A 22,072-nucleotide genomic window follows, 5' to 3' on the forward strand; every position below is an offset into this window, starting at 1 on the left:
GGGCGAGGCCGACGGCGGGGATTTCGATGCGGTTCAGGTAGGAATGTCCCTCGGTTATCCACAGGCCGGGCCGACGTCGGGGCGCATTGTCAGTGGCAGGCGTTAGCGTCTTTGACGTGAAGCGATCGACTCAAGCAAACCGGGTGGAACCCATGGTAGGAACCGACCGCGAGAAGGCGCTCGACGCCGCACTCGCACAGATTGAACGACAATTCGGCAAGGGCGCCGTGATGCGCATGGGCGACCGCTCGATGGAGCCCATCGAGGTCATCCCGACCGGCTCGACCGCCCTGGACGTGGCTCTCGGTGTCGGCGGTCTGCCGCGCGGCCGCGTCGTGGAGGTCTACGGCCCGGAGTCCTCCGGTAAGACGACCCTCACCCTGCACGCCGTGGCCAACGCGCAGAAGGCCGGCGGCCAGGTCGCCTTCGTCGACGCCGAGCACGCCCTCGACCCCGAGTACGCGAAGAAGCTCGGTGTCGACATCGACAACCTGATCCTCTCCCAGCCGGACAACGGCGAGCAGGCGCTGGAGATCGTGGACATGCTGGTCCGCTCCGGCGCTCTCGACCTCATCGTCATCGACTCCGTCGCCGCGCTCGTCCCGCGCGCGGAGATCGAGGGCGAGATGGGCGACAGTCACGTGGGTCTCCAGGCCCGCCTGATGAGCCAGGCCCTGCGGAAGATCACCAGCGCGCTCAACCAGTCCAAGACGACCGCGATCTTCATCAACCAGCTCCGCGAAAAGATCGGCGTCATGTTCGGCTCGCCGGAGACCACCACCGGTGGCCGCGCGCTGAAGTTCTACGCCTCGGTGCGTATCGACATCCGCCGTATCGAGACCCTGAAGGACGGCACGGACGCGGTCGGCAACCGCACCCGCTGCAAGGTCGTCAAGAACAAGGTCGCCCCGCCCTTCAAGCAGGCCGAGTTCGACATCCTCTACGGCCAGGGCATCAGCCGCGAGGGCGGTCTGATCGACATGGGCGTGGAGCACGGCTTCGTCCGCAAGGCCGGTGCCTGGTACACGTACGAGGGCGACCAGCTCGGCCAGGGCAAGGAGAACGCCCGCAACTTCCTCAAGGACAACCCCGACCTCGCCAACGAGATCGAGAAGAAGATCAAGGAGAAGCTGGGCGTCGGCGTGCGTCCCGAGGACCCCGCCGCCGAGCCGGGCGCGGACGCCGCCGCGGTCACCCCCGCGGGTGCCGACGCCAAGGCCACGGACGCCAAGGCGGCCCCCGCCCCGGCCAAGGCCACCAAGCCCAAGGCCGCCGCAGCCAAGAGCTGACCCGTGACGCGACGAACCGACTGGGCCGAGTACGACGACTCCGCGCCCGGTGCCCCACGGGGGAGGGGCATCGGGCGCGACCAGGCCACCGCCGCGCCCGGCGACGGCGCGGACGGATACGCGGACGGACATGAGGACGACCACCCGGCGCCCCGCCGGGCCGGGTGGGGCGGCGCACGCTCGGAGGGGTCCCACGGGGGCGGCTCCTCCCGGCGCGGCCGTCGGCGGCGCGGCTTCGGGGAGCCGGGCGGCACGGACGAGGACACCCCCAGCTCGTCGAGGGCCGAGCCAGGGGTGTCCTCCACGGCACGGGACACGGACCCGGCCGAGAAGGCGCGGAACATCTGTCTGCGTCTGCTCACCGGGACCCCGCGCACCCGCAAGCAGCTCGCGGACGCCCTGCGCAAGCGGGAGATCCCGGACGAGGTCGCCGAGGAGGTGCTGTCGCGGTTCGAGGAGGTCGGACTCATCAACGACAGCGCCTTCGCGGACGCCTGGGTGGAGTCGCGGCACCACGGCCGGGGGCTGGCCCGCCGCGCCCTCGCCCGAGAACTGCGCACCAAGGGCGTCGACTCGGCACTGATCGACGAGGCCGTGGGGCAGCTCGACTCCGAGCAGGAGGAAGCGACCGCCCGCGAGCTGGTGGACCGCAAACTGAGAGCCACTCGTGGACTCGATCGCGACAAGCGGCTCCGCCGTCTTGCCGGGATGCTCGCCCGCAAGGGGTATCCCGAGGGCATGGCGCTCCGCGTCGTCCGCCAGGCGCTGGAGGAAGAGGGCGAGGACACGGAGTTCCTCGCCGAGGACGGTTTCTGAAGGCGGTTGCTGAGGGCCGCTCACGAAGGTCCGCTCAGGGCGCCGAGCCCCGAGCGGACGCACTCCTCGGGCTCCTCACACCACCGACTCCACCGGCAACCCCGCCGCGCGCCATGCCTGGAAGCCGCCCACCAGGTCGGTGGCGCGGCGCAGGCCCAGCTGGTGCAGGGACGCCGCCGCCAGGCTGGACGCGTAGCCCTCGTTGCAGATGATCACGACCCGCAGATCGTGCCCGGTGGCCTCCGGTACCCGGTGGCTGCCCTGTGGATCGAGCCGCCACTCCAGTTCGTTGCGCTCGATCACCAGGGCGCCGGGGATCAGTCCGTCCCGCTCCCGCAGGGCCGCGTACCGGATGTCGACCAGCAGGGCGTGACCGTCGGCCGCCGCCTCGTGCGCCGCTCGTGCCTCGACGCGCCGGTAGCCGGAGCGGACCCGGTCCAGCAGTTCGTCGATCCCGACCGGGCGGAGCGCGTCGCCGTCGCCGCTCACTGCCAGTCCTCCGGCCGCTCGACCTGCTCCAGCCGGAGCACCTGGCCGCTGCGGCTGTAGCGGCGGATGCGCGGCAGCGGCGGGTAGTAGGCGTGGACGGAGACGGCGTGCCGGTCGGGGGAGTCGTTGTACACCTCGTGCACATGGTGTCGGCCGAACGCACGGCCCTGACCGGCGCCGAGACGGCGTTCGCGGTCGACGTCCTCGGTGAGTTCGAGGGTCCGCCAGCCGTCCGTGGGCAGCCGGGCGGCCAGCGAGTTCTCGCGCAGCTCGCCCGAAGCGGTGAGGAAGGCGCCGACCGAGTCGGCGTGGTCGTGCCAGCCCGTACCGGTGCCGGGTGGCCAGCCGATCAGCCACGCCTCGCTGCCGCCCGGCCCCGCCAGCCGGAGCCAGGTGCGGCCCTCGGGGTCGAGTGGGAGGGAGGCGATCAGTTCCGTGTCGGCGGCGGCGCGCCGGACGAAGTCGAGCAGTTCGGCCTGACTGGGGGCCGAAGCGGCGGTGGGGGAGGTGAGGGGGGAGACAGACACGTGCACCGTCCTGAAGAGGGTTCGCCGAACGGGCGCGCGACGGCGCCCGGAAAGGGGATGCGAATTCAGCAGGACGGGCGACACACGCAGCCCGCGTAGCGGAGCAGGTCCATATGGACCCTCCGCCACAGGCGCACAGGGGTGTCGGTCACGATCCGGAGTACAGCATGCCGCCGCACTCCGGTCAATCGGTCGTCATCATGTGGACAGGGAGGGGCCGGACCCGAGGTCAGCGAACCGCCGAACCGGCCTCCGCCTCCTCCTTCGGGGCGTCCTCCAGCGGCACCGCGCCGCCGAGCGCTGCCTCCGCCGCCGCGTACAGATCGGCGGGCCGGACCCCGCTGAGCGCGGTGACCAGATGACCGTCCGGACGGATCAGCAGCACACTGTGCGCCGGGGCGCCCGGATAGCTCTCCGCGACCAGCAGCTCCGCCCGATGCGGCAGCGCGGTCACAGCGGCCGCCAGCCGGGGCATGACCCCGGCGGACATCCAGTGCTTGCGGTCCCACACCCCCGTACCCGGTGCGATCAGGACGACGAGCAGCGCGCCCCGGCCCAGCCGGTCGCGCAGCCGGACGAAGGAGCCGTCCTCGGCGGTGACCCGCACGTCGGCCACCGGGGCGCCCGGCTCGGTGTCGACCGGGATCTCGCCCTCCAGGTACCGGGGCGCGAGCGGCGAGCCCGCGTACGCCCCCGGCTCGCCGAGCGCCCCGCGCCCCAGGTGACCGTCCGTCATCAGCGTGTCCTGGTTCCGGGTCGCGCCGGGCACGTAGTCGCGCAGTCCGCCCGTGCCGCGCAGTACCGGCAGCAGTTGGTCGGCGGCGCGCAGCCGGGCGGCGACCACCGCGCGCCGTTCGACCTGGTAGCTGTCGAGCAGCGCCTCGTGCGAGCCGTGGTGCCAGACGACGGCCAGCTTCCAGGCGAGGTTGTCGGCGTCCCGCAGCCCCTCGTCCAGACCCTGGGTGCCGAGCGCGCCCAGCAGATGGGCGGCGTCCCCGGCGAGGAACACCCGGCCGGAGCGCCAGCGGCGGGCCAGCCGGTGGTGGACGGAGTGCACGCCGGTGTCGAGGAGGTCGTAGGCCGGGACCGCGCCCCCGGTCCAGCCCATGAGGGTCTTGCGGACGTTGCTGACCAGGAACTCGGGTGTGATCAGGTCCTTGCCGGGCGGCATCAGCCAGTCCAGGCGCCAGGTGCTGTCCGGGAGCGGCCGCGCGGTGACCTCGCCGGAGGGATGCCCGGACGACCGCCACGGGGGCGTCCGGTGCAGCAACGCCCGCCCTTCCCACGGGAGTTCGACGCGCAGGGTGGCGACCGCGTGCCGCTCCACCGAGGTCCGGCCGGGGAAACGGATGTCCAGGAGCTTGCGGACCGTGGAGCGGGGGCCGTCGCAGCCGACCAGATGACTGCCCCGCCACCAGGTCCCCTGCGGGCCGCGGGTGTGCGCGGTGACACCGGCGCGCTCCTGCTCGACGGCGTCGAGACGGCTGTCCAGGGCGATCTCGACGAGCGGTTCGGCATCGGCGACCGCGCGCAGGGCGGCGCCGAGGACGTGCTGTTCGATGTGGAGCGGCGCGGGGTCGTCCGCCGCGAAGGCGATCTCGTTCACCACCTGCCTGCGCCGCAGCGACCGCCAGCCGGTCCAGCGCAGCCCCAGGTCACCGGCGTGGATGCCGGTCAGCCGCGCCAGAAGCGCCGCGGTGTCCTCGCGCAGGACGACCGTGCGCGCCGGCCGGGGCTCGTCCTTGCCGCTGGTCTCGTCGAGGACGACGGACGGCACCTCCTGGCGTGCCAGCGCCAGGGCGAGCGTGAGCCCGACGGGCCCCGCTCCGACGATGATCACCGGGTCCACGGTGTGGCGCCCCCTGCCCATGACGATGCCTCGACGAACACGCGGGAACAGGAAGGTGAAGCGGGGTGCACGATCACAGAACGTATGCAACCCATTGGCAGAGTATGCGTCAAGTGACCGAGGCCCGTGGCGATCACCCCTCCAGGATCGGGCACCCGGCCCCGGACCGCAATGGGGGGCCGGAGCGGCGCGTGCACGCCGTTCCGGCCCCCCGGAGGCTCGTCTGAGCGGGCGTCAGGCGGGGGTGCCGATCTGCGCCGAGCCGCCTGCCGCACCCGCGTTCAGCTCATGGGCCGTGCCGGCTCCGAGGACCGCCCCGGTGCCGCGCGTGCTGCGACGCAGTCGGCCCTCCAGCCAGGAGGCGAAGGAGGTGAGCAGGAAGTTCAGCACGATGTAGAGGATCGCCACCACGAAGAAGCTCTGGATGACGTTGGCGTAGTTGGCCGCCAGGGTGCTGCGGGCGTTGAGCAGGTCGGTGAACTGGAGCATGACGCCGCCGAGCGCCGTGTCCTTCACGATCACCACGAGCTGGCTGACGATGGCCGGGAGCATCGCGGTGACGGCCTGCGGCAGCAGGATGCCCGCCATCGTCTGGCCCTTGCGCAGACCTATGGCGTACGCGGCCTCGGTCTGCCCCTTCGGCAGCGAGAGGATGCCCGCCCGGACGATCTCGGCGAGCACCGAGGCGTTGTACAGCACCAGGCCGGTGATGACGGCGTACATGGGGCGCGCGTCGCTGGGGATGTCGGTGGAGCGGACGTAGAACTCAGCGGCGAACAGCATCAGCAGCAGCACCGGGATGGCGCGGAAGAACTCCACGACCACGCCCGCCGGTACGCGTACCCAGCGGTGGTCCGACAGCCGGGCTATGCCGAATATCGCGCCCAGGGGCAGCGCGATGATCATGGACAGCGCGGCCGCCTTCAGGGTGTTGCCGAGGCCGGGCAGCAGGTAGGTGGTCCACGCCGCGCCCGTGGTGAAGGGCTTCCACAGCGTCCACGCCAACTGGCCCTTGTCGTCCAGCTTCATCACGGCCCACCACAGCAGCAGGCCGAGCAGGGCGAAGAAGACGACCGAGAGGACGACATTGCGCACCCGGGCGCGGGGGCCGGGCGTGTCGTAGAGGACGGAACTCATCGCTTCACCGCCAGTCGCTTGCCGAGCCAGCCCAGGAAGAGGCCGGTCGGCAGGGTCAGTACCACGAAGCCGAGGGCGAAGACGGCGCCGATGGCCACGGTCTGGGCCTCGTTCTCGATCATCGTCTTCATCAGGGTGGCGGCTTCGGCCACGCCGATGGCGGCCGCCACCGTGGTGTTCTTGGTCAGCGCGATCAGGACGTTGGCCAGCGGGCCGATGACCGCGCGGAACGCCTGCGGCAGCACGATCAGCCGCAGCGTCTGGGTGAAGCTCAGCCCGATGGCCCGGGCCGCCTCCGCCTGGCCCAGCGGCACCGTGTTGATGCCGGAGCGGATGGCCTCGCACACGAACGCCGCCGTGTAGGCGACCAGTCCGAGCACCGCGAGCCGGAAGCCCTGGGCCGCGAAGTCCTTGGCGCCCATGGTGACGCCGAAGATGTCGGCGAGACCGAGCGAGGTGAACAGGATGATGATCGTCAGCGGGATGTTCCGCACGATGTTGACGTAGGCGGTGCCGAACCCGCGCATCAGCGGGACAGGACTGACCCGCATGCCGGCCAGCAGGATGCCCCAGACGAGGGAGCCGACGCCGGAGAAGACGGTGAGCTGCACCGTCGTCCAGAACGCCCCCAGGACGTCGTAGCCTTCAAGAAAGTCGAACACGTTCTCCCGCGCTTCCGGGTGTGTGGCCTACGGGTTGGTCGGGGCGCGCCGCCGTCCGGGAAGCGGTGGACGGCGGCGCGGGCCGTGGACCGTGCGGAGCCCGCCCGGTCCTCGCGTCGTGGTGCCGGGACTACTTGACGATGTCGCCGATCTTCGGGGCGGCCTCGTTCTTGTAGTTGGCCGGGCCGAAGTTGTCCTTCACGGCCTTGTCCCACGACTTGTCGGCGACCATCTTCTCCAGCGCCTTGTTGATCTTGTCGACGGTCGCGGAGTCGCCCTTCTTGACGCCGATGCCGTAGTTCTCGTTGCTGAGCTTCAGACCCGCGAGCTGGAACTGGCCCTTGTACTTGTCCTGCGCGGCGAAGCCCGCGAGGATCGAGTCGTCCGTGGTCAGCGCGTCGACGGCGCCGCTCTGCAGACCGGCGACGCACTCCGAGTAGCCGGACAGCGGGCGCAGGTCGGCCTTCGGGGCGATCGTCTTCTTGACGTTCTGCGCCGAGGTGGAACCGGTCACGGAACACAGCTTCTTGCTGTTGAGGTCCGTGCCCTTGGTGATGTCGGAGCCCTTCTTCACCAGCAGGTCCTGGTGGGCCAGCAGGTACGGACCGGCGAAGTCCACCTTCTGCTTGCGCTCGTCGGTGATGGAGTAGGTGGCCGCGATGAACTTGACGTCGCCGCGCGCCAGGGCGTTCTCGCGGTCGGCGCTCTTGGTCTGGACCCACTCGATCTGGTTCGGCTGGTAGCCGAGCTGCTTGGCGACGTAGGTGGCCACGTCCACGTCGAAACCGGCGAAGGAACCGTCCGGCTTCTGCAGACCGAGACCCGGCTGGTCGAACTTGATGCCGATCTTGATCTTCTTGCCGCCCGAGGCGTCGTCCTTCTTGTCGCCGCCGCACGCGGTGACGGACACGGCGAGGGCGAGCACGACGGCGGAGGCGGCGGTGACCTTGCGGAGCTTCATGGTGGACATCCTTTGCGTGATGCGTGACGGAGCGAAGTCGAGAAGAGCGCGAGGACGCGGGCTGCCGCGTGGACGGCTCCGGGCCGCCCGGAGACCCGGACGGCTCGGTGTGCGCGGTCGGCGCGGGAGCCCGGTACGCGGCTCAGTGGTGCAGGATCTTGGACAGGAAGTCCTTGGCCCGGTCGCTGCGCGGATTGCTGAAGAACTGCTCGGGGGCGGCCTGTTCGATGATCCGGCCGTCCGCCATGAAGACCACGCGGTTCGCGGCCGAGCGGGCGAAGCCCATCTCGTGGGTGACGACGACCATCGTCATGCCCTCGCGGGCCAGCTGCTGCATGACCTCCAGGACCTCGTTGATCATCTCGGGGTCGAGGGCCGAGGTGGGCTCGTCGAAGAGCATCACCTTCGGACCCATCGCCAGTGCCCGCGCGATGGCGACGCGCTGCTGCTGGCCGCCGGACAGCTGCGCCGGGTACTTGTCGGCCTGGCTGCCGACGCCGACCCGGTCGAGCAGGGCGCGCGCCTGCTCCTCGGCCTTCTTCTTGTCGGTCCTGCGGACCTTGAGCTGGCCCAGCATCACGTTCTCGAGCACGGTCTTGTGCGCGAAGAGGTTGAAGGACTGGAACACCATCCCGACGTCCGCCCGCAGCCGGGCCAGCGCCTTGCCCTCCTGGGGCAGCGGCTTGCCGTCGATGGTGATGCTGCCGGAGTCGATCGTCTCCAGGCGGTTGATGGTGCGGCACAGGGTCGACTTGCCGGACCCGGACGGGCCGATGACCACGACGACCTCACCGCGGCCGATCGTCAGGTCGATCTCCTGGAGCACATGCAACGCGCCGAAGTGCTTGTTGACGCTCTTCAGGACGACCAGGTCGTCGGACGCGGCCACGTCTTCCTTGGCCACCGCTACTTCGGTCATCGCTCTCGGGCTCCGTCCTCCTCGGTTTCGGAGGACAGTAGTGACGACTCCCGGCCGACGTCACCACATCTGAGGTGAATCTGAGCATCACGATCCGATAGCAATCGGACACGTGTCGTAGCACTTGCCTTCTCTGCGCGTATCGGCCGGATAACGGAAGCCACGGGCAACCGGAACGCTCTTGACTGCGTCGTCCTTCATCGGCGTCACTGCATGGTGCACACGCGCGCACCACCGGTACGCGCCCTGGGAGAACCCAGACCGTACGACCGCTGAACCGAAGGGGGCCGGGATGAGACTGCTGCTCGTCGAGGACGACAACCACGTCGCCGCGGCCCTCTCCGCGATCCTCGCCCGGCACGGCTTCGACGTCACCCACGCCCGCAGCGGCGAGGAGGCCCTCCAGGCGCTCGTCCCCGAAGGCCCCGGCTTCGGCGTGATCCTGCTCGACCTCGGTCTGCCCGACCAGGACGGCTACGAGGTCTGCGGCAAGATCCGCAAGCGCACCGGCACCCCGGTCATCATGGTCACCGCCCGCTCCGACATCCGCTCCCGCATCCACGGGCTCAACCTGGGCGCGGACGACTACGTGGTGAAGCCGTACGACACCGGCGAACTCCTCGCCCGGATACACGCCGTCAGCCGCCGTACCGTCCCCGAGGACGCCGTGACCGGCGACGACAGCTCCGCCCTGCTGGTCGGCACGGTGCGCATCGAACTGCCCACCCGGCAGGTGAGCGTGGCCGGGGCCACCGTCCCGCTGACCCGCAAGGAGTTCGACCTGCTCGCGCTGCTCGCCCAGCGGCCCGGCGTGGTCTTCCGGCGGGAACAGATCATCAGCGAGGTGTGGCGCACCAGTTGGGAAGGGACCGGGCGCACGCTGGAGGTGCATGTGGCGTCGCTGCGCGCCAAGCTGCGCATGCCCGCGCTCATCGAGACCGTGCGCGGGGTCGGCTACCGGCTCGTCGCCCCGGCCGGATAGCGGGGCCGGGTGCGCACTCGGCTGCTGCCGCTGCTCATCGTCCTGATGGCGGCCGTGCTCCTCGCCCTCGGTGTGCCGCTCGCCGTCAGCGTGGCCGCGGCCGAGCAGCAACGCGTCATCGTGGACCGGATAGACGACACCGCGCGCTTCGCCGCGCTCGCCCAGTTCGTCACCGACACCCCGAGCGGCAGCCGTTCCACCGCCCCGGACGAGCGCCTCCAGACCCTCTACCGCGAACTGGAGAGCTACCACGACGTCTACGGCATTCGTGCCGGTGTCTTCTACAGCGACCGCTCCGCCATGGTCAACGCCCCCGGCGACTGGCTCGTACCGCAGGAGGGGGTGGTCAGGGCCGCCTTCGAGGAGGCGCTGCTCAGCCGCCGCAGCCACGACCCCGGCCAGGTGTGGCCCTGGCAGCGGTCCCGGCTCGTGGTCGCCTCACCCGTGATCCGGGACGGGGACGTGGTCGCGGTCGTCGTCACCGACTCGCCCACCGAGGAGATGCGGTGGCGCGTCCTGCGCGGCTGGGCACTGATCGCGGCCGGTGAGATCACCGCGATGCTGCTCGCGGTCGGCGCGGCCCTCCGGCTGACCGGCTGGGTACTGCGGCCGGTCCGCGTCCTGGACGCCACCACCCACGACATCGCCACCGGCCGCCTGAAGTCCCGCGTCGCGGTCGGCGGCGGACCGCCCGAACTGCGGCGTCTGGCCCGGTCGTTCAACGAGATGGCGGACAACGTCGAGGACGTGCTGGAGCAGCAGCGGGCCTTTGTCGCGGACGCCTCCCATCAGTTGCGCAACCCCCTCTCGGCACTGCTGCTCCGGATCGAACTGCTCTCCCTCGAACTGCCCGAGGGCAACGCGGAGATCGCCTCGGTGCGCACCGAGGGCAAGCGGCTGGCCCAGGTGCTGGACGACCTGCTCGACCTGGCGCTGGCCGAGCACGCCGAGACCGAGGCCCGGCTGACCGACATCGGCGCGCTCGCGGCGGAACGGGTCGCCGCCTGGACGCCGACCGCCGAAGCCAAGGGCGTGCGCCTGGTGGGCGACTGTCCGCCCACGACCGCCTGGGCCGACGCGATCTACCTGTCCAGCGCGCTGGACGCGATCATCGACAACGCCGTCAAGTTCACCCCCGAGCACGGCACCGTCGAGGTCGGTGTCTTCTCAGCCGGTGACACCACCACCGTCCAGGTCACCGACACCGGGCCGGGCCTGACCGACGACGAACTCGAGCGCGTGGGCGACCGGTTCTGGCGCAGCGGACGCCACCAGAACATCAAGGGCTCAGGGCTGGGCCTGTCCATCACCCGCGCCCTGCTGGCCGCGACGGACTGCACGATCTCCTACGGCCACCACGACCCCGAGGGACTGCGGGTCACCGTCACCCTGCCTCGGCAGGCCGCCGCGCCCGGCCCGCGTCAGGGCTTGACCGACCGGTAGTAGCGCCGGGCCCCGGTGTGCAGGGGGAGCGGGTCGGTGTAGATGGCGGTGCGCAGATCCACCCGCTGCGCGGAGTGCACGTGCTTGCCTATCTCGTCCCGGCTCTTGATCACGATGCGAGTGATCCACTCCGTGAGCCTCGGGTCGAGGTCGGCGCGGGTCATCAGGAGGTTGGACACCGCGATGGTGGCCACCGTAGAGCCGTGCTGCACCCGCGGATACGCGGACTCGGGCATGTTGGTGGGCCGGTAGTAGCGCGCCGCCTCTCCCTCGGCGTGCAACTCGGAGACGAGCTTCCCCTCTATCGGTATGAACCGGAACCCCGACTTGTCCGCCAGCTCAGTGAGCCCGCCGGTGGGCAGGCCGCCGGACCAGAAGAACGCGTCGATGTCGTGGTGCGCCAGCATGTCCGGGCCGGTGTCGATCCCCGCGGACACCGGGACGACGTCCTTGTCCGGATCGATCCCGGCGGCCTTCAGCACGCCGTTCGCTATCAGCCGCACACCGGAGTTCGGCAGGCCCGTGGCCACCCGCTTGCCACGGAGGTCGGCGACGCTGTCGATCGGGGAGCCGGGCGCCACGATGAGCTGCACATAGTCGTCGTAGAGCCGGGCCACCCCGCGCAGCCGGTGCTCGGCCGGGTGCGCCTGCTCGTACGTCTGCACCGCGTCGGCCGCCGCGATGGTGAAGTCCGCCTTCCCGGCCGCCACCCGCTGCACGTTCTCCTGCGAACCGGCGCTGCTGGTCAGCTTGACCGTCAGACCGGGCATGTCCTTCGCCAACTCGTTGCGCAGACGGCGGCCGTACTCCTCGTACACCCCGCGGGTGCCGCCCGTGCTGAACACGATCGTCCCGCTCGGCGGCTTCTCACCGAGCGGCGCCAGCCACCACAGCAGCAGGCCGAGCACCACGACTCCCGCGCCCGACGCCCACAGCACGCGGCGCCGGCCGGGCAGCCGGGCGGAGATCTCGGCGAACGGGAACACCTTGGACATGCGGGCGATCCTGCCAGGCCGGAAGCGGTGCGACCAGGCCTGTGGACAACCGGACAGGCGGAGCTCCGGTCGCCTGTGGACAACCGGCGGGGGTGTCGGAGGCGGCCGTTAGAGTCGCCGCATGAGCAATTCTCCCGCCCGCCTCGTCAGCGAGTTCCACCGCGCCTTCGGTCTCGACGCCCGCACCATACCCACCGAGATCGGTGCCGAACTGGCCGCGCACCGGGGGGAACTGCTCGCCGAGGAGGCCGCCGAAGTGGCCGAGGTGTCGGTCACCGGCCCGCTCGACCACCTCGCGCAGGAACTGGCGGACGTGGTGTACGTGGCCTACGGCACCGCGCTCGTCCACGGCATCGACCTCGACGAGGTGATCGCCGAGATCCACCGCGCCAACATGAGCAAGGTCGGCCCGGACGGCGAGATCGCCCGCCGCGAGGACGGCAAGGTGCTCAAGGGCGACCACTACCGCGCCCCCGACGTCTCGGCCGTCCTGCGCCGCCAGGGCTGGACCCCCGCCGAGCGCTGACCGGCCCCGCCGTGTCCCCGGTCACGGGCCGCCCGGAGCGGGGACGGACGGCCTCCGGGGACCGCCTACCCTTGACCCATGACCATCAGCAGCGACCGGAGCCCGGCAGTGGACGTTCGAGAAGCCAAGACGTACGAGGTGCGCACCTACGGGTGCCAGATGAACGTCCACGACTCCGAGCGATTGTCCGGGCTGCTCGAGGACGCCGGCTATGTGCGGGCGCCTGAGGGGTCGGACGGCGATGCCGATGTGGTCGTGTTCAACACCTGCGCCGTCCGCGAGAACGCCGACAACCGGCTCTACGGCAACCTCGGCCGTCTCGCGCCCCGCAAGGCGTCCCGCCCCGGTATGCAGATCGCGGTCGGCGGCTGCCTCGCGCAGAAGGACCGCGACACCATCGTGAAGCGGGCGCCCTGGGTGGACGTCGTCTTCGGCACGCACAACATCGGCAAGCTGCCCGTGCTGCTGGAGCGCGCCCGCGTCCAGGAGGAGGCGCAGGTCGAGATCGCCGAGTCGCTGGAGGCGTTCCCCTCCACCCTGCCGACCCGGCGCGAGAGCGCGTACGCGGCCTGGGTGTCGATCTCCGTCGGCTGCAACAACACCTGCACCTTCTGCATCGTCCCGGCGCTGCGCGGCAAGGAGAAGGACCGCCGGACCGGCGACATCCTCGCCGAGATCGAGGCGCTGGTCGCGGAGGGCGTCAGCGAGATCACCCTGCTCGGGCAGAACGTCAACGCCTACGGCTCCGACATCGGCGACCGCGAGGCGTTCAGCAAGCTGCTGCGGGCCTGCGGGAAGATCGAGGGCCTGGAGCGCGTCCGCTTCACCTCCCCGCACCCGCGTGACTTCACCGACGACGTGATCGCCGCCATGGCCGAGACGCCGAACGCGATGCCGCAGCTGCACATGCCGCTCCAGTCCGGCTCGGACACCGTCCTGAAGGCGATGCGCCGCTCCTACCGACAGGAGCGCTACCTCGGCATCATCGAGAAGGTCCGCGCCGCCATTCCGCACGCGGCCATCACCACCGACATCATCGTGGGCTTCCCCGGTGAGACCGAGGAGGACTTCGAGCAGACCATGCACGTGGTCCGCGAGGCCCGGTTCGCCCAGGCGTTCACCTTCCAGTACTCCAAGCGCCCCGGCACCCCGGCCGCGACCATGGACGACCAGATCCCCAAGGAGGTCGTGCAGGCCCGCTACGAGCGCCTCGTCGCCCTCCAGGACGAGATCTCCTGGGACGAGAACAAGAAGCAGGTCGGCCGCACCCTGGACCTGATGGTCGCCGAGGGCGAGGGCCGCAAGGACGGCGCCACCCACCGCCTGTCCGGCCGCGCCCCCGACAACCGCCTCGTGCACTTCACCAAGCCGGACGAGGAGGTGCGGCCCGGCGACGTGGTCACCGTCGAGATCACCTACGCCGCCCCGCACCACCTGCTCGCCGAGGGCCCCGTCCTCGCCGTGCGCCGCACGCGCGCGGGCGACGCCTGGGAGAAGCGCAACGCCGCCGAGGCCGTCGAGAAGGCCGGCGTCATGCTCGGCCTGCCGAAGATCGGCGTCCCCGCGCCGCTGCCGGCCGCCACGACCGGCTGCGGCTGCGACTAGTTAGTCCCGAGCCTCACCGGTGGCCCGGGCCCCCGGTGAGGCGGGTTACGCTGCCGATCATGCTTGTCGCGGTCGCCGTCTGCCCCTGCCCCCCGCTGCTCGTCCCCGAGGTCGCCTCGGGCGCCGCGCCCGAACTGGACGCCGCTCGAGCCGCCTGCGCGGACGCGCTCGGTGTCCTCGCCGCCGCCCGCCCCGGCCGTCTGCTGGTCATCGGCCCCGCCGAGCACGGCGGGCGCTACTCGCAGGGCGCTCGGGGCTCGTTCCGGGGCTTCGGCGTCGACCTCGATGTGACGCTCGGCCCAGGAGACGCACCCGGCCCGGAACTGCCCGCTTCCCTGGCCGTCGCCGCATGGCTGCTGGAGAGGAGCGACCGGGCGGACGTACCGGTCGAGGGCGTGGCCGTGGACACGGCGCTCCCCGCCGACCAGTGCGCCCGACTCGGCGCGCAGCTCGGCGGCGGCGACGACCGGGTCGCCCTGCTGGTGATGGGCGACGGCAGCGCCTGCCGCACCCTCAAGGCCCCCGGCTACCTCGACGAACGCGCGGCCCCCTTCGACGCCGAGGCCGCACGCGCCCTGGGCACCGCCGACCTGGCGGCCCTCGCCGCACTCGACACCGAACTCGCCCGCGAACTCCAGGCGTCCGGCCGTGCCCCCTGGCAGGTGCTCGCCGCCGCGGCCGGGGGCGCGGGCCTCGACGGCACGCTGCTGTACGACGAGGCGCCGTACGGCGTGGGCTACGCCGTGGCCACCTGGAGCTAGCTCGTCGGCGGAGTCTGGGGCGGGGTCTGCGACGGCGTCTGCGGCGGGCTCTGGGGCGTCTGCGGGCCGCCCTCACCCGGCTTGCGGCCCTCCTGGCCGAGGCGGTCCACCGCCTCCTTCGCCTTGTCCGTACCGGCGTGGATCTTGTCGGTGTACTTGCCCTTGGTCCGCTCGTCGACCACGTGCGCGGCCTTGTCGATCCCGTCCTGCACCTTGTCGCCGTGCTGCCGGGCCAGGTCCGTCACCTTGTCCTTGGCCGGGCCGATCGCGGCCTTCAGATTGTCGAACAGACCCATGATCCACCTTCCGGAACAACCCAAATGCGCGTGAATGCGCCGCTTGTGGGGGACGTTACCCCTCCCCGGTAGGCGTCACACCACGCGCTTACCCGGACCGCACCCGTCACACCCGTCCCCCAGGAGCCCGGCATTCCCCGTCGGCGACCTGCGGGGCCGCGACGTTTGCGAGACTGGTGCGGTGAGCAGTGCATCCCCCGCCCCCCGTGTCATCGCCGTCGTCGGCCCCACCGCGGCCGGAAAGTCCGACCTCGGCGTCTTCCTGGCCCAGCAGCTCGGCGGCGAGGTCATCAACGCCGACTCGATGCAGCTCTACCGGGGCATGGACATCGGCACCGCGAAGCTCACCCCCGAGGAACGCGGCGGCATCCCGCATCACCTCCTCGACATCTGGGACGTGACGGTCGCCGCCTCCGTCGCCGAGTACCAGAAGCTGGCCCGCGCCCGCATCGACGCCCTGCTCGCCGAGGGCCGCTGGCCGATCCTGGTCGGCGGCTCCGGACTGTACGTACGCGGCGCCGTCGACAATCTGGAGTTCCCCGGCACCGACCCCGAGGTCAGGGCCCGCCTGGAGGACGAGCTGGCCCTGCGCGGCCCCGGCGCCCTGCACGCGCGCCTGGCCGCCGCCGACCCCGACGCGGGCCGCGCCATCCTCCCCAGCAACGGCCGCCGCATCGTCCGCGCCCTGGAGGTCATCGAGATCACCGGACGCCCCTTCACCGCCAACCTCCCCGGCCACGACTCGGTCTACGACACCCTCCAGATCGGCGTCGACGTCGCCCGCCCCGAGCTGGACGAGCGCATCGCGTCCCGCGTCGACCGCATGTGGGAGGCCGGACTGGTCGACGAGGTGCGCGCGCTGGAGGCCCAGGGGCTGCGCGAGGGGCGTACCGCGTCGCGTGCGCTCGGCTACCAGCAGGTGCTCAACGCGCTCGCCGGCGAGTGCTCCGAGGACGAGGCGCGCGCGGAGACCGTGCGCTCCACCAAGCGCTTCGCGCGCCGCCAGGACACCTGGTTCCGGCGCGACCCCAGGGTCCACTGGCTCAGCGGTGCCGTGGCCGACCGCGGGGAACTTCCGGGGCGTGCGTTGACATTGGTCGAACGACCGGTCACAGCCTGATCACGTCCTGGCATCGGGATGCGCCACGGGTCAACCCGGCCTCCGGCGCCGTGCCATCATCGAGCTTCGATCGACCAGTGAAGTCCTAGTTGGGAGGGCGCGTGGCGATGGAGGCCAGCCCTCGTGACACCGCAGCGGGCACCGAGCACGTCACCACCGACAGTGACGAGCCCGGCGTCGAGGACCGCCTGACCGACGACGGACCGGACGACCTCCCTGTCGTGGTCACCGCCGACGGACCGACGCCCGAGGAGATGTTCGCGGGCGGGCCCGAGGTCGAGGTCGAACTGCGCCCCCAGCGGCGGCTGCGCATCTGGCAGCTGGCGCCCATCGTGGGCCTGGCCGCGCTCGGCTCGCTGATGTTCGCCTTCCCGCTCGCCTTCGACTTCGGCGACAGCGGCGCGGTCATCGCCATGCTGGGCCTGCTGATCTGCTCCTGCGCCGCGGGCTGGGGCATGATGGCCGCCCGCCGCGTCGGCTACACCTGGCCGGGCCTGCCCCCGCGCGGCTCCGGCCGCCGGGCCGACTGGCGCGTCGCCCTCAGCTACGCCCTGCTCGTGGCCGTCGTCGTCGTGCTCGCCGTATGGCGGGTCGCCCGCCTGCGCTGACGCCCCCGGCTGCCCTCGGACGGTGTGCGGCTCACCCCGTACGATCGAGGGATGAGCACGCGGATCGCATTCCTCAAGGGTCACGGCACCGAGAACGACTTCGTGATCGTGCCCGACCCCGAGAACGCCCTGGACCTGACGCCCGCCGCCGTCGCCGCGCTCTGCGACCGCCGGGCCGGTATCGGCGGCGACGGGGTGCTGCACGTGGTGCGCTCCGCCGCGCACCCCGAGGCCCGCGACATGGCAGGCGAGGCCGAGTGGTTCATGGACTACCGCAACGGGGACGGCTCGGTCGCCGAGATGTGCGGCAACGGAGTGCGTGTGTTCGCGCGCTACCTCCAGCACGCCGGACATGTGGGCGAAGGTGACCTCACCATCGCCACCCGCGGCGGCGTGAAGCGGGTCCACATCGCCAAGGACGACTCCGGCGTCGGAGACGTCACCGTCGGCATGGGCCGGGCCCGCCTGCCCGAGGGCGAGGTCACGGTCGAGGTCGGGGAGCGGAGCTGGCCCGCGCGGAACGTGAACATGGGCAACCCGCACGCCGTCGCCTTCGTGGACGACCTCGCCCACGCCGGTGACCTCTACACCGCGCCGCCGGTCGGCCCGGAGGGTGTCTACCCGGACGGCGTCAACGTGGAGTTCGTCGTCGACCGCGCCCCCGGCCACGTCGCCCTGCGCGTGCACGAGCGCGGCTCCGGCGAGACCCGGTCGTGCGGCACCGGCGCGTGCGCCGTCGCGGTGGCCGCCGCCCGGCGCGACGGCGCCGACCCGGCCGTCACCGGCACCCCGGCGACGTACGTCGTGGACGTGCCCGGCGGGCGGCTGGTCATCACCGAGCGTCCGGACGGTGAGATCGAGATGACGGGTCCCGCCGTGATCGTCGCCGAGGGCGAGATCGACGGCGAGTGGCTGGAAAAGGCGGCCCGCTGACCTGGCGGGACCGTACCCCGGCGGCCCCGGAAGCCGGGGACCAGCCGTTCTGCGACAGCGAGGCCGTTCGAAACCGCGGCCGACTGGAGGGCACGTGGCGCAAACTCTAAACCTCCGTCCCGTCGCTCGAATGGGTGATCCGTTTCACGGTGGCCGAGAGGCGGTCGGTAGCACGTGATGGGCTCGATAGCATCAAGCACCGGCACGGACGGGGGAACGTCGCCAACCCTGAGCCGCGTATGCCCCTCGGGCCCCGTCCGCCGGTCCACGAGCCGGAGGTGCCCATGAGTGCGGAGGCCACGAACCCTGCGACCCCAGGCCCGGTCGCGCCCGCGGCCCCCACGGTGGCCCGCAGGAAGTCCCGGCCGCGGATCGACTTGCGCAGGCTCGGCCGGGCCGCGCTGCTCGGCCCCGCCGTCCGGAGCAAGCTGCCCGACGCCATCGGGCACGTCGCCGAGGCCCACCGCGCCCACCACCCCGACGCCGACCTCGACCCCCTGCGCCGCGCCTACCTCCTGGCCGAGTCCTCCCACCGCGGCCAGATGCGCAAGAGCGGCGAGCCGTACATCACCCACCCCCTCGCCGTGACCCTGATCCTCGCCGAGCTGGGCGCCGAGACCACCACCCTGACCGCCTCCCTCCTGCACGACACCGTCGAGGACACCGAGGTGACGCTCGACCAGGTCGGGAAGGAGTTCGGGGAGGAGGTCCGCTATCTCGTCGACGGCGTCACCAAGCTGGAGAAGGTCGACTACGGCGCCGCCGCCGAGCCGGAGACCTTCCGCAAGATGCTCGTCGCCACCGGCAACGACGTACGCGTGATGTCGATCAAGCTCGCCGACCGGCTGCACAACATGCGCACCCTCGGCGTGATGCGTCCCGAGAAACAGGCGCGGATCGCCAAGGTCACCCACGACGTCCTCATCCCGCTCGCCGAACGCCTCGGAGTGCAGGCCCTGAAGACCGAGCTGGAGGACCTCGTCTTCGCCATCCTCCTCCCCGAGGAGTACGCCCGCACCAGCGAACTCATCGCCGAGAACGCCGCCCGTGAGGACCCCCTCGCCGAGGTCGCCGACGAGGTGCGCGCCGTGCTGCGCGAGGCCGACATCCCGGCCGAAGTCCTCATCCGGCCCCGCCACTCCGTCTCCGTCCACCGCGTCAGCCGCAAACGCGGCCCGCTGCGCGGCACCGACTTCGGGCGCCTGCTGGTGCTCGTGAACGACGACGCGGACTGCTACGCCGTCCTCGGTGAGCTGCACACCTGCCTGACGCCGGTCGTCTCGGAGTTCAAGGACTTCATCGCCGTACCGAAGTTCAATCTCTACCAGTCGCTGCACACCGCCGTGGCCCGCCCGGACGGCCAGGTCGTCGAAGTCCTCATCCGCACCCACCGCATGCACCAGGCCGCCGAGGCGGGCGTGATCGCCCTCGGCAACCCGTACACCCCGCCCGCCGAGGAGCAGATCACCGGCCTCGACGGCGAACGCGCCGACCCCACCCGCCCCGGCTGGCTCTCCCGCCTCCTCGACTGGCAGCGCGGCGCCCCCGACCCCGACACCTTCTGGTCCACCCTGCGCGACGACCTCGCCCAGGACCGGGAGATCACCGTGGTCCGGCCCGACGGCGGCACCCTGGGCCTGCCCGAGGGCGCCACCTGCGTGGACGCCGCCTACGCGCAGTACGGGGAGGACGCCCACGCCTGCATCGGCGCCCGCGTCAACGGCCGCCTGGCCGCCCTCGGCACCGTCCTGCGCGACGGCGACACCGTCCAGCTCCTCATGGGCCAGGACCCGGCCTCCGAACCCTCCCGCGAATGGCTGGAGCACGCCCACACCCCGGCCGCGCGCATCGCCATCCAGCGCTGGCTGGCGGCCCACCCCGGCGCCGACGCCCGCCCCTCGGACACCGCCGACACCACCGAAGGCGCCGGTGGGACCCGCCCGGCCAACAGCGCCCCCGCCGCGCGCCCCCGGGGCGCGGACGTCCTGCTGGACGAGCCCGGCGGCCCGGTACGCCTCGGCGGCTGCTGTACACCGGTGCCACCCGACGACATCGTCGGCTTCGCCGTGCGTGGGGGAGCGGTGACCGTGCACCGGGTGGAGTGCTCCATGGTCGACGAGATGAAGAACGGGGGGCGCGCGGAGATCGCCGTGCGCTGGGGGGACACCGCCGCGTGCCGGGTCACCCTGGTCGCCGAATCGTTCAGCCGTCCCCATCTGCTCGCCGACCTCACCGAGGCGATCGCGCTGGAGGGCGCCGAGATCGTCTCCGCCACCGTGGAGTCCCCCAACCAGCAGCGCGTCCGCCACACCTACACCCTCCAGCTCCCCGACGCCGCCGAGCTGCCCGCCCTGATGCGCGCGATGCGCGACGTGCCGGGCGTGTACGACGTGAGCCGGGTCCAGGCGCCCGCCGCCTGACCGTCGGCCCGGACCCGGACCCGGACCCGGACCTGGACCCGGCGCCGGACCGCCGCCGACCCGACTCGATCGGGTGGGCCCGTCGCGCGCCGTCACCACCGGGCGGCGACGCGCTGGTAGCGGTGGGGCATGCTGCTCACTCGCCCCACGCGCCCGCACCCCGCACCCCGGTTCCTCCGGCGTCCGAAGGCGGCCCTGCTCGCCTCGGCCGTCACGGTCTGTCTCGTCGCCGCCGGAGCCCCCGCCGAACCGCTGGGCGTCGGCGACCGGATCTTCCCGGAGCTGGGAAACCCCGGCTACGACGTGGCCGCGTACGACCTCGCCTTCAATTACTCAGGCGCCAACGACAAGCCGCTCAAGGCCGTCACCACCATCGACGCCCGGCTCACCAGCTCCCTGCGGCGGATCAACCTCGACTTCGCGCACGGCACCGTCGAGTCCGTCGAGGTCGACGGCCGCAAAGCCGCCTTCGCCGGCGCGGGCGAGGACCTCGTCGTCACCCCGGACCACGCCCTGCCGCTCGGCAGCGTCACCCGGATCACCGTGCGGCACACCAGCGACCCCCGCCCCGCCGACGACCAGGACGGCGGCTGGGTACAGACCACCGACGGGCTCGCCATGGCCAACCAGGCCGACGCCGCCCACCTCGTCTTCCCATGCAACGACCATCCGTCCGACAAGGCGATGTTCACCTTCCACGTCACCGCCCCGAACGGCTACACGGCCGTCGCCAACGGCCTGCCGACCGGCACGGTCAAGAACGGCGGCTCCACCACCTGGAGCTACCGCTCCCAGCACCCCATGGCCACCGAACTCGCCCAGGTGTCCATCGGCCACTCCGCCGTCGTGCACCGCGCGGGCCCGCACGGGCTCCCGCTGCGGGACGTGGTGCCCGCCGCCGACAAGAAGGAGCTGGAGCCCTGGCTGGCCAAGACGCCGGACCAGATCTCCTGGATGGAGAGCAAGATCGGCCCGTACCCGTTCGAGACCTACGGCGTGCTGATGGCGCAGGCCAGCACCGGGTTCGAGCTGGAGACGCAGACCCTGTCCCTGTTCGAGAAGGACATCTTCACCGAGCCCGCCTACCCCAAGTGGTACATCGAGTCGGTCATGGTCCACGAGCTGTCCCACCAGTGGTTCGGCGACAGCGTCAGCCCCCGCACCTGGTCCGACGTCTGGCTGAACGAGGGCCACGCCACCTGGTACGAGGCCCTCTACGCGGAGGAGAAGGGGGACCACCCCCTGAAGGACCGCATGAAGGCCGCCTACGGAGCCTCCGACCGCTGGCGCGCCGCCGGGGGACCGCCCGCCAAGCCCAAGCCGCCCGCCCCCGGCCAGAAGATCGGCATCTTCCGCCCCAACATCTACGACGGCGCCGCCCTGGTGCTCTTCGCCCTGCGCGAGGAGATCGGCAAGGCCGCCTTCGAACGGCTGGAGAAGGTGTGGGTCCAGGAGAACCGTGACACCAGCGTCGGCACCGCCGACTTCGTCCGCCTCGCCTCCGCGATCGGCGGCCGCGACCTGACCGGCTTCTTCCAGGACTGGCTGTACGGCGAGAAGACCCCGCCCATGCCCGGCCACCCGGACTGGAAGCAGGTCCCGCCCCCCGCGCCCGCAGGCCCGGCCAAGAAGAGCTGACCCCCCGGTGCCCGGGCGATAACCCGATGACGCGGTGCTCGGCGCCGTGCGACCATCTTCCGGTCGGCGCGGCGCGGCGCACGGGAATCTCTCGGG

The 22,072-nt window shown here is 71.7% G+C and carries 22 protein-coding genes; 12 read left to right on the forward strand and 10 right to left on the reverse strand.

Going from position 1 to position 22,072, the window contains the following annotated elements; translation table 11 throughout:
- The first annotated feature begins 152 nt into the window (after positions 1–152).
- Together recA and recX are read left to right on the forward strand one after the other, a co-directional pair.
- A complete protein-coding gene (gene recA, locus ACIPPM_RS00130) occupies positions 153–1,289 on the forward strand; it encodes a recombinase RecA (protein WP_401441658.1) in 1,137 nt (378 codons plus the stop codon).
- A gap of 3 nt (positions 1,290–1,292) precedes the next feature.
- Positions 1,293–2,105 (forward strand): recombination regulator RecX, encoded by an 813-nt coding sequence (recX, locus tag ACIPPM_RS00135; RefSeq protein ID WP_401441659.1) that lies wholly within the window; start codon positions 1,293–1,295, stop codon positions 2,103–2,105.
- A gap of 75 nt (positions 2,106–2,180) precedes the next feature.
- Here the strand turns inward: recX and ACIPPM_RS00140 are convergent, their stop codons facing one another.
- The 8 genes from ACIPPM_RS00140 to ACIPPM_RS00175 all read right to left on the reverse strand — a co-directional run bounded on the left by ACIPPM_RS00140 (position 2,181) and on the right by ACIPPM_RS00175 (position 8,649).
- Positions 2,181–2,600, reverse strand: a complete 420-nt coding sequence (locus ACIPPM_RS00140; RefSeq protein ID WP_401444087.1) for a rhodanese-like domain-containing protein — start codon at positions 2,598–2,600, stop codon at positions 2,181–2,183.
- On the reverse strand, positions 2,591–3,121 hold the full coding sequence (locus ACIPPM_RS00145; protein ID WP_401441660.1) for a cysteine dioxygenase: 531 nt from the start codon (positions 3,119–3,121) through the stop codon (positions 2,591–2,593). Before ACIPPM_RS00145 ends, ACIPPM_RS00140 begins: the two co-directional genes overlap by 10 nt.
- 65 nt (positions 3,122–3,186) lie before the next feature.
- Positions 3,187–3,234 (reverse strand): hypothetical protein, encoded by a 48-nt coding sequence (locus tag ACIPPM_RS00150; RefSeq protein WP_311314449.1) that lies wholly within the window; start codon positions 3,232–3,234, stop codon positions 3,187–3,189.
- 116 nt (positions 3,235–3,350) lie between these two features.
- Positions 3,351–4,970 (reverse strand): FAD-dependent monooxygenase, encoded by a 1,620-nt coding sequence (locus ACIPPM_RS00155; protein WP_401444090.1) that lies wholly within the window; start codon positions 4,968–4,970, stop codon positions 3,351–3,353.
- A gap of 234 nt (positions 4,971–5,204) precedes the next feature.
- Positions 5,205–6,107, reverse strand: a complete 903-nt coding sequence (locus tag ACIPPM_RS00160; RefSeq protein ID WP_401441661.1) for an amino acid ABC transporter permease — start codon at positions 6,105–6,107, stop codon at positions 5,205–5,207.
- On the reverse strand, positions 6,104–6,769 hold the full coding sequence (locus tag ACIPPM_RS00165; RefSeq protein WP_401441662.1) for an amino acid ABC transporter permease: 666 nt from the start codon (positions 6,767–6,769) through the stop codon (positions 6,104–6,106). The genes ACIPPM_RS00160 and ACIPPM_RS00165 overlap by 4 nt, the downstream gene beginning before the upstream one ends.
- A gap of 130 nt (positions 6,770–6,899) precedes the next feature.
- On the reverse strand, positions 6,900–7,730 hold the full coding sequence (locus tag ACIPPM_RS00170; protein ID WP_401441663.1) for a glutamate ABC transporter substrate-binding protein: 831 nt from the start codon (positions 7,728–7,730) through the stop codon (positions 6,900–6,902).
- Between the two features lie 142 nt (positions 7,731–7,872).
- Positions 7,873–8,649, reverse strand: a complete 777-nt coding sequence (locus tag ACIPPM_RS00175) for an amino acid ABC transporter ATP-binding protein (RefSeq protein ID WP_161191257.1) — start codon at positions 8,647–8,649, stop codon at positions 7,873–7,875.
- A 292-nt stretch (positions 8,650–8,941) separates the two neighbouring features.
- Here ACIPPM_RS00175 and ACIPPM_RS00180 point away from each other — a divergent pair, with 292 nt between their 5' ends.
- Together ACIPPM_RS00180 and ACIPPM_RS00185 are read left to right on the forward strand one after the other, a co-directional pair.
- Entirely contained in the window at positions 8,942–9,631 is a 690-nt protein-coding gene (locus ACIPPM_RS00180; RefSeq protein WP_401441664.1) for a response regulator transcription factor, read from the forward strand.
- 9 nt (positions 9,632–9,640) lie between these two features.
- A complete protein-coding gene (locus ACIPPM_RS00185; protein WP_401441665.1) occupies positions 9,641–11,074 on the forward strand; it encodes an ATP-binding protein in 1,434 nt (477 codons plus the stop codon).
- Here the strand turns inward: ACIPPM_RS00185 and ACIPPM_RS00190 are convergent.
- On the reverse strand, positions 11,053–12,069 hold the full coding sequence (locus ACIPPM_RS00190) for a TAXI family TRAP transporter solute-binding subunit (RefSeq protein WP_401441666.1): 1,017 nt from the start codon (positions 12,067–12,069) through the stop codon (positions 11,053–11,055). The genes ACIPPM_RS00185 and ACIPPM_RS00190 overlap by 22 nt on opposite strands.
- A 121-nt stretch (positions 12,070–12,190) precedes the next feature.
- On the opposite strand from ACIPPM_RS00190, the gene ACIPPM_RS00195 reads away from it, so the two are divergent.
- From ACIPPM_RS00195 to ACIPPM_RS00205, 3 genes are all read left to right on the forward strand, one after another.
- Positions 12,191–12,595 carry a MazG nucleotide pyrophosphohydrolase domain-containing protein gene (locus ACIPPM_RS00195; RefSeq protein WP_393592544.1) on the forward strand — a complete coding sequence of 135 codons (405 nt, stop codon included), beginning with the start codon at positions 12,191–12,193 and terminating at the stop codon, positions 12,593–12,595.
- A gap of 78 nt (positions 12,596–12,673) precedes the next feature.
- A complete protein-coding gene (gene miaB / locus ACIPPM_RS00200) occupies positions 12,674–14,200 on the forward strand; it encodes a tRNA (N6-isopentenyl adenosine(37)-C2)-methylthiotransferase MiaB (protein WP_401441667.1) in 1,527 nt (508 codons plus the stop codon).
- Between the two features lie 59 nt (positions 14,201–14,259).
- A complete protein-coding gene (locus tag ACIPPM_RS00205; RefSeq protein ID WP_401441668.1) occupies positions 14,260–14,961 on the forward strand; it encodes a class III extradiol dioxygenase subunit B-like domain-containing protein in 702 nt (233 codons plus the stop codon).
- Here ACIPPM_RS00205 and ACIPPM_RS00210 read toward each other — a convergent pair.
- Positions 14,958–15,257: an antitoxin gene (locus ACIPPM_RS00210; RefSeq protein WP_401441669.1), complete on the reverse strand. Its 300-nt coding sequence runs from the start codon at positions 15,255–15,257 to the stop codon at positions 14,958–14,960. The two genes, ACIPPM_RS00205 and ACIPPM_RS00210, sit on opposite strands and share 4 nt — an antisense overlap.
- A 181-nt stretch (positions 15,258–15,438) precedes the next feature.
- On the opposite strand from ACIPPM_RS00210, the gene miaA reads away from it, so the two are divergent.
- From miaA to ACIPPM_RS00235, 5 genes are all read left to right on the forward strand, one after another.
- Positions 15,439–16,377, forward strand: coding sequence for a tRNA (adenosine(37)-N6)-dimethylallyltransferase MiaA (gene miaA / locus ACIPPM_RS00215; protein WP_401441670.1), 939 nt, complete (start codon positions 15,439–15,441; stop codon positions 16,375–16,377).
- A 107-nt stretch (positions 16,378–16,484) separates the two neighbouring features.
- Entirely contained in the window at positions 16,485–16,985 is a 501-nt protein-coding gene (locus ACIPPM_RS00220; protein ID WP_401441671.1) for a hypothetical protein, read from the forward strand.
- A gap of 51 nt (positions 16,986–17,036) precedes the next feature.
- On the forward strand, positions 17,037–17,918 hold the full coding sequence (dapF, locus tag ACIPPM_RS00225; RefSeq protein ID WP_401441672.1) for a diaminopimelate epimerase: 882 nt from the start codon (positions 17,037–17,039) through the stop codon (positions 17,916–17,918).
- A 284-nt stretch (positions 17,919–18,202) separates the two neighbouring features.
- Complete coding sequence (locus ACIPPM_RS00230; protein ID WP_401441673.1) at positions 18,203–20,338, forward strand: RelA/SpoT family protein; 2,136 nt, start codon at positions 18,203–18,205, stop codon at positions 20,336–20,338.
- Between the two features lie 129 nt (positions 20,339–20,467).
- Positions 20,468–21,976, forward strand: a complete 1,509-nt coding sequence (locus ACIPPM_RS00235) for a M1 family metallopeptidase (RefSeq protein WP_401441674.1) — start codon at positions 20,468–20,470, stop codon at positions 21,974–21,976.
- Positions 21,977–22,072 lie beyond the last annotated feature (96 nt).

It is taken from the genome of Streptomyces sp. NPDC090119, assembly GCF_044747085.1.
In the GTDB taxonomy this organism is placed as follows: domain Bacteria; phylum Actinomycetota; class Actinomycetes; order Streptomycetales; family Streptomycetaceae; genus Streptomyces.